The sequence below is a fragment of the Mycobacteroides sp. LB1 genome (assembly GCF_013449725.1).
Lineage (GTDB): Bacteria > Actinomycetota > Actinomycetes > Mycobacteriales > Mycobacteriaceae > Mycobacterium.
In genome coordinates, this window is the sequence record NZ_JACCFF010000013.1 from 1 (window position 1) to 864 (window position 864).

1 pseudogene is annotated in these 864 nt (G+C 65.9%); it reads left to right on the forward strand.

Annotation, left to right across the window (positions count from 1 at the left end):
• A pseudogene (locus MLB1_RS23895) lies at positions 1–864 on the forward strand (PPE family protein); the annotation flags it as partial.

Genomic DNA, 864 nt, shown 5'->3' on the forward strand with positions numbered 1-864 from the left:
AGGCCGACTACATCCGGATGTGGGTCCAGGCCGCCACCACCATGGGTGTGTACCAAGGAGTTTCGACCGCGGCGGTGTTATCGGTGGCCCCCACACAGCCGACGCCGATGATCATGGCGCCCGGCGGAGAAATGTCCCGGATGGCCGCGGATATGTCCGGCATGGCCGCCCAGGCCCAAGCTGCCGAATCCGGCACCGCGCTGGACAGCAGCGAGAGCTTCTTCGACAAGCTGATGCGGCAGATTCAGGAATTCTTTACGGACCCGCTGGGCACCATTCAGAAGATCCTGCAGGATTTCATGCGTAATCCTCTCGAAGCACTCATTGCCTGGGGTCCGCTGCTGTTCTTCATCGCGTATGAGGCCTTCTTCATCCCCTTCGGGTTCACCGCGTGGGGCATCATGTTGTCCGCACCGCTCTGGCTTCCGCTGATGTTGATCGGACTTGCCCAGCTCGCTCCCCCGGCTGCTATCGATCAGGACGTACCCGGCGATGAGCCCGCGCAGGAAGCTGCCCGGATCGAACGCAATTCGCCTCAGCAGCAATCATTTGCCATGGCCGGAATGCCCGGGGGCGGCGGCGCACCGCTGTCCGGTGGTTCGGGTGCGCCGTCGACACCTGCCAACGCGCCGGCTTCCCCTGCTGCTGCGGCGGCAGCACCGGCGTACATGGTGTATGCGGTGCGTGAGGATCCGCCGGCGGCGCGGTTTGGTCCGACGTTGAATGAGGGCTCCGGCGCTAAGGCACCGGCGGCGGGAATCGCCGCGGCGGCCGCGGCGGCGGCCTCGGCGCGTTCGCGAGCCCGACGCAAACGCGGCGCCCGAATCAAGGACCCCGCCCCCCAACACATGGACATGAACTCCA